The 6,598-nt window shown below is 45.6% G+C and carries 5 protein-coding genes; 1 reads left to right on the top strand and 4 read right to left on the bottom strand.

From position 1 onward, the window contains the following. Positions 1 to 25 precede the first annotated feature (25 nt). Positions 26 to 2,347, bottom strand: coding sequence for a dynamin family protein (locus IQ257_RS28295; protein ID WP_193881747.1), 2,322 nt, complete (start codon positions 2,345 to 2,347; stop codon positions 26 to 28). Between the two features lie 129 nt (positions 2,348 to 2,476). Here IQ257_RS28295 and IQ257_RS28290 point away from each other — a divergent pair, with 129 nt between their 5' ends. Then, positions 2,477 to 2,731, top strand: coding sequence for a hypothetical protein (locus tag IQ257_RS28290; protein ID WP_193881738.1), 255 nt, complete (start codon positions 2,477 to 2,479; stop codon positions 2,729 to 2,731). 161 nt (positions 2,732 to 2,892) lie between these two features. Here the strand turns inward: IQ257_RS28290 and IQ257_RS28285 are convergent, their stop codons facing one another. The 3 genes from IQ257_RS28285 to mgtE all read right to left on the bottom strand — a co-directional run bounded on the left by IQ257_RS28285 (position 2,893) and on the right by mgtE (position 6,466). Beyond that, positions 2,893 to 3,375, bottom strand: coding sequence for a hypothetical protein (locus IQ257_RS28285; protein ID WP_193881736.1), 483 nt, complete (start codon positions 3,373 to 3,375; stop codon positions 2,893 to 2,895). A 137-nt stretch (positions 3,376 to 3,512) separates the two neighbouring features. Beyond that, positions 3,513 to 5,036, bottom strand: coding sequence for a WD40 repeat domain-containing protein (locus tag IQ257_RS28280; protein ID WP_193881734.1), 1,524 nt, complete (start codon positions 5,034 to 5,036; stop codon positions 3,513 to 3,515). 38 nt (positions 5,037 to 5,074) lie between these two features. Continuing rightward, on the bottom strand, positions 5,075 to 6,466 hold the full coding sequence (mgtE, locus tag IQ257_RS28275; RefSeq protein WP_193881732.1) for a magnesium transporter: 1,392 nt from the start codon (positions 6,464 to 6,466) through the stop codon (positions 5,075 to 5,077). Positions 6,467 to 6,598: the final 132 nt, after the last annotated feature.

Below are 6,598 nucleotides of genomic sequence, written 5' to 3'. Positions count from 1 at the left end.
CTCCCCACTCCCCACTCCCCACTCCCTATAAACTAAACACCATAGCAGATAACTGATTCAGTGCTGCTACTCTTGCGACAGCATTGCGCCAATCCTGTTGCTCTTGCTTTCGTTTTTCCAAGCTTTCAAATTCCAACCAAACTTGGAAACGAATATCCTCATCACTCAGAAAAATTTCCCACTCTTTTTTCATATCCCTCGCATAAATAACCAAATCGATAAATTCCTGTACCATATAATATCGAGCCTGACTCGGTGAAGTTAGACAACTGTTTAAGATTTCCTGGCAACTTACCACCGCTTGCTGATGAAGTTTCTCTAGATTTTCCCGCACCTCTGAGGCATTGGCAGGTTCAGCAGGCAATCTAGAGTGTTCAGAGGTAAGGGGGTGGATGTCAACTTGGAGAATTTCGTCCAGATGCTTGCGAATTAAGTGTAAGAGTACACTGCCGTAGGAAAACTCAAACTCCCAAAGGGTTCTAAACCCTAATTCCAGTTGATTACTTCGTTCAGACAGTAAATCTGCCATATTTTTGAGAAATTCTGCGCCGCGATTGGGTGTCAGTTTTCCTAGCCGTCCTTTTGAAATTAATACATCTGCTACCAATCCTTTAACTTTATCGATGGAATTTCTTAATCCTTGGTCTACAGTTAAAAAGTGCCGTGATAAGTGAATTTTTAATTCCCGAATATAAACACGATAGATAGCTTGGTAAGATTCTTTAAATTCAAACTCACAACTGCGGATTATAATTTCTTCGTCATTCTTCGGAATTCCTGTGTCAGTTTCGCAGGATTGCAAGGCATCTTTCACAGCAGCTTCAAAGTCCGGATCAACTTCCTCACGTTGTTGTTTAAGTTGGTTTCTCAAATCTAATAAACCTTGAATCAGGTCTTGAGAAAGTTGCTCGAAGAGTCTCCGAAATTGTCGCGATTCTCCGGAATAGTAAATCAAAGCATGGCTGGCTTTTTCCAGTTCGCTGTTAATCTGATGATGCAGATTTTCAAGGCGGCTTTGGCAAGCACTCGCATATCGCTGATCTAACTCTTGAATCGTGAGAGTTAAGTAGTCCAAGACGTGGTTAAAAATTCGATTAGCGTCTTCAGAGTCAGAACAATCGGCAATTTCACTCTGAACCACTTTAATGGTACCGATATTTTGTTGTAGAGTTTTGCAAGCTTTAAGATTTTCCGTTCTGCGGCTATAATTGAGAATCATAAATGACCGTTTCTCTAAATCATTCAGAGCTTTAGCGGCTCTATCATAAAGTTCTGTATCTACAGTTTGCCATTGATAGCGCTGGGGATCGGGTCGCTTTATAAAAAGAACAACATCAACTTCCTTACCCAATGTTTCTAGCATTAATTTTTCATCCCCTAGCTTAGAGTCACCTAAACCGGGAACATCAACCAGGGCTATTTTACCAACATCGGGATTTTGAAACGGACAGATAATTTTTACATCTCGGACTGCTAAATGTTTGAATGTCGTCAGATTATTTTGCTGGGTTCCGTCTCGTTTTTGAGTCACGTAATCAGCAATTTCTTTAGTATCAACTATAAGGGTTTGCGGGACGCCCTGCTTGATTAAATGTCGGTATTTGTTGAGATGGCGATGATAGTCGTTGCGGAGGTGCTTGTAGATATCCTCATCGCTAGCACTCTCCAACCATTGTTCAGAAAAATGTTGCAGGGCAAAGTCATCTAAACTTTGAGGTTTGTCGGTTAATCCCAGTTCATCGTAATAAGGGAAAATGACTTCTCTTAAAAAAGATTCTTCTGAATGAAGGGTAATTTTAGCTTGACTAGAATAGTCCTTTTTTGTCAAGACTATTTGTTCTTGAAGGGTGTAAAAACCAGAGTGAATACCATTAGATTGGGTTGTTTTTTTCCGTGAAGAAGGTTCGGAGTGGGTGTTTTCTTGCCGATTTTCAATGGTACTGCGGACAGCAGTGCAGGCTCCCCCTTCTAAGGCAGGAATCTCGTTATCAGTGAGTCCACTCAGGCTTTTGAGTAGGGTACTTTTCCCCTGTCCCATCAATCCCACAACTCCAATATTTAGGGTGGGACGGGAGAAGCGTTTCTGGAGAGTCTTGAGGGTTTCTGCTTCTGCAATAAGCTGTTGGATAAGGGACGATAAATTAATCGTCTTTAATTTTTCTTGTACATCAACTTCACTAACGGATACTTCCAGCCGTTGGCGGTAATTTTCTAGATTACGGATGGCTGCGGAAATTTCTCGCAGGTGAGTTTCTACCCGTTGAATTTCTTTGGCTAAAGGTTGACGTTGCTCGATAATGCGATCAATTCGCTGTACTCGAGTGAGGTGTTGTTGACTACTGTTCATCAAGTCTAATTTAATACTTTTTTTAGTGGTATGGAATCAGGCAGCTAAGATTACACCCACTGGTAGATGTGTTCTGACACGGTTTTGACTACGCTGGAAGCTGCGTAGAGATAGGAAAAATATAGCATTATGGCTTCACCCACTCCCCTCAAAGGCACGGATTTAGTTGATTGTGCAAAAGCTAACGCCAAGCAGGGAACCGGAACGGCTGCCCAACTCTGCGGCTATGGTGAGGATGTCAATACCTTCACACGAGAACTCAAGCAAGCTTGTCAACGGATGGGTATCGAAGTTAATGACATCAGTGATTTAATTACCGAGCAAGACGTTCTAATTCAGAAAAATAGCGATGTGATCGCTCCCGACACGCCCAGCAGTTTATGATAGTTTCAGTTTACAGAGCTGAAGACTAGCTAGCTTTTGCTGTAGTCGAGCGAGCGCTTGCTCCAATCCCTCCACTCGTTCACAATGGTGAGATAGCTTTTGCTAAAGCTACCTCGGTTCGCTCCTGAAGCCCCTCTGATGGCTATTACAGGCGATCGCGCTTAGGAATTAATTTCATCAATAGTCTGTTTGAGAGCTATGATAATCCCTGCCAAACTTTCAATCTGCTCTAACTCTGGACGGTGGTTAAACTGTTCACTCAAGTCATTCAGTTGGACTTGAATAGGTTTTAGAGATAGCCGCAATCCTTTTTGCTGCTCGTTGAGGGCTTCAACGGTTGAGACAATAGCACTTAACTCCTGTCTAGATGCCAGATTTCCGACATCCTGTTGTACTTGGGCAAGCTCGGCACTCAAGGAATCAACTGTTTGCCTTAACTGCTCAACTTGAGCGCGATTGATGGTACTTTTCTGTATCTGCTGGGCTAATTGACGGCGGTTAAGTAGGTTCAGCAACAGAGATAGAGAAATGGGGGCTAACCCGTAAATAACCTGTTCGACAACTACCGCGATGGCTGCTCCTACCACTGAGGTAGCTATAGAGGTAGATTCGGCGATTAAAAGCCAGCGACGACGGTTGGGCATGACTAGAAGGGTTAGAACAGGGAGTAGGGAGTAGGCTTGGGCGCTCGCCGAAGTCCGGACGGGAGTTGGGAACAGAAGCGGCTAAAACCGAATAACTTTATACTTCATATTAGGGGTTTAGAGCAAAGAGGAACGAGTTATTCATCTTGCCGCCAAACCTTAATGGTGTCATCCTCCATGCCTCCAGCAATCCATTCACCGTTGGGGCTCATAGCAAGAGACATCACGGAACTTGTGGCATCATAGTTTAAAACAGTTAACACTTCACCTGTGTTTAGCTGCCAAATTTTAATCGTCTCCTCGGCGCTGCTACCAATAAACGTTTGCCCCTGAATGCTAAAAATGCTCGGTATCACTAATCCCGATTGGCAATCTAAATTTCCTAAAGGTTCTGCTGTACTGAGCTGCCATAACTTGAGATACCCATCCGTACACCCTGCTGGTAAAATCTGACTATCTGGGCTAATGGCAAGGGCACAAATCGAACTGAGGTTGCCTGTAAGGGTTAATTCTAGAGTTTGGGTATCGAGCCGCCAAAGGTTGATCGTGCCATCACCTCCACCACTGGCAAGAATTTGCCCGTCTGGACTTAATGCGATCGCTGACAAGTGTCCAGCATCCTGGGCTAAGTTCTGCAAAAATTGCCCGCTATCTAAACGCCACAGCTTGATCGTTTGGTCAAAACTGGCGCTGATCAAAGTCTGACTGTCTGGAGTGATGGCAAGCGATCGCACTGAACCCTCATGACCCTTAAGAGTATATAGCAATTGTCCGCTATCCAAACGCCATAGTTTAATGGTTTGGTCAAAGCCTCCACTGGCAAGAATTTGCCCATCTGGACTGATAGCGAGGCAAAGCACTCCTTCGACATGACCACAGAGAGTATGAGTGTTATTACTTGTTGACAAATTCCACAATTTAATATTTTTGTCAAGACTGCCGCTCGCAAGAATTTGCCCATCGGGACTCATTGCCAAGGCACTCACCCAGTCTGAATGTCCCTCAAAAATGTGTACTTCGCTCCAAGTCGGCACAATTGGCTCAATGGTTGATGGTGTTTCTTCCGGCACAGACTCAAAAACTACCGGGAACAAGGAGGGTGAGGTAGCGAGTTCTGAAAGTTGATGGGTTGATAGTCCCGCGCTCTCATCTAGAGTCTCTGTGACAAGAGACGGCAGGCGCTGCATTCGGGCAAGCTCTGCGGTTGCATTCGTGATTGCCTCTTCTAAATCTTGGACTCGAGTGGGGAGCGAGGCGCTGTTTAGGTAGTCCACCACACTGCGGAGGGATTGCTCTAAGCTGTTAATTTGGGCTTGGAGTTGGGCGAATTTGAGAATATTGGACTGAGAGTCAGGAACTTCGAGCTGGGCAAGATACTCTGGCAGATTAGCTTGGAAAGATGCGATCGCATCTTGGATCTGTTGTGAGTAGAACGATTGGTTTTCTTGAGAAATTTGTCGGTGCAACTGAGCGAGTGCTGCTGTCAGTCGCCGCTTGATTTGTTGCTCAAACCGCAAGCGATTAATCAGGTTTAGCAACAGAGCGATCGACAAAGGCACTGCCCCATAGATAATCTGACTAGACGCTGCTGCTACAGCCCAGCCAATGACAGAGGCAACAACAAAAACCCACTCGGCAACTTTCAGACGGTGATTCAGCATCCCATGATCTTTATGCTTGTCATTTTATGAACCCTAAACTAAAGCCCCAAAACGATTCTGGCAATATTGAAATATATCAGCACCCCTAAAACATCAACGGCTGTCGTAATGAATGGGGCTGACATCAAGGCAGGGTCTAAACCCAGTGAACGGAACAGAAACGGTAGGGCTGAACCGGCAACTGAGGCAAGAAGTGCGATCGCAATCAGACTCACTCCCACCGAAAAAGCAACGAATGGGTTTCCTTTTAAAAAATAAGCCCACACCGTTGCTACCGTCCCTAAAATTGTCCCCAGCAGTATCCCTGCCATTGCTTCTCGCAAAATCACCTGATAGGTTTTCATATCCCGAATCTCATCCGTATTCAAGCCACGAATGACCACGGTTGAAGACTGAGCACCCACATTACCCCCTGTACCGGTGAGTAGGGGAATAAACGCCGCGAGTGCTACCACTTGCTGCAAGATGTCTTCTTGAGAACTAATAATTGATGCCGTAACGCTATTGGTAAGTAGCAAGACAAATAACCAGACGACTCGCTTGCGGGCAACTGTAAGTAAGTTCGTTTGAAAATAATTATCACGTCCTGACTGCACACCACCACCCAAAGCATAGATGTCCTCAGTCGTTTCTTGCTCAATGATGTCAATCACGTCATCAACCGTGATGATACCCACTAGACGCTGCTCCCGGTCAACCACCGGCACTGCCAGAAAGTCGTAGCGCTGAATTAACCGAGCGACTTCTTCTTGATCCGTATCGGTGTGAACGCAAACCACATCACGAGTCATAATCTCACTGAGGATTTGCTCAGGCTGAGATACCACCAAATCCCGCAACGAGACAATCCCTGTCAAGTGTCGCGCCCCATCCGTGACGTAGAGGTAATAAACCGTTTCCGTCATCTTGGCTAACGAGCGAATCCGTTCCAAGGTTTCGGCAACCGTGAACGTTTCTTGCAGGGAAATGTACTCAGGCGTCATGATCCGTCCGGCTCTATCGGCTTCGTAACCGAGTAGCTGGGCGGTAGCTTGGCGTTCTTGGGGACTCAGTTGTTCGAGCAAACGCCGGACGACTTTAGCCGGTAACTCATCAAATAAGCGAACCCGATCGTCTGGTGACATTTTGTCAACGATGTCAAGTACTTCCTGACGTTTGAATTCCTCGATTAGCGCTTGCTGGACGCTAGAGTCAAGATACTCATAGACCTCAATCGCCTCAGCTTTAGAAAGCAAGCGAAACGCAATCACTTGCATTGCTTCTGGTAAACCTTCAATGGCTTCGGCAATGTCCACCGGTTGTACGGGGACAAGTAGCGCTTTTGCTCCTTGAAGGTTTCCTTGCTCCAGCAATAGTTGCAGTTGGGTACGAACCAACTCCCGCAGTTCATTGCGGGATACCGCCTGGAGGGAAATTTGGTTTTCGGTCAAGGCAAGCCCTCCTATCCAGTCCTACATTCAGTTCTGACTTAAGTCTAGGGGCTACCGCTCGAAATTAGTTAGATAGATGATAGTTGATCGCTTACTGTCAGGTGTGAGGTTTGAGGTGTGGGGTGTGGGGTG

The organism is Coleofasciculus sp. LEGE 07092 (assembly GCF_015207375.1).
In the GTDB taxonomy this organism is placed as follows: domain Bacteria; phylum Cyanobacteriota; class Cyanobacteriia; order Cyanobacteriales; family Coleofasciculaceae; genus LEGE-07092.
Note: the sequence above shows the minus strand (reverse complement) of the source record. Positions and strands in the feature narration are given on the sequence as shown.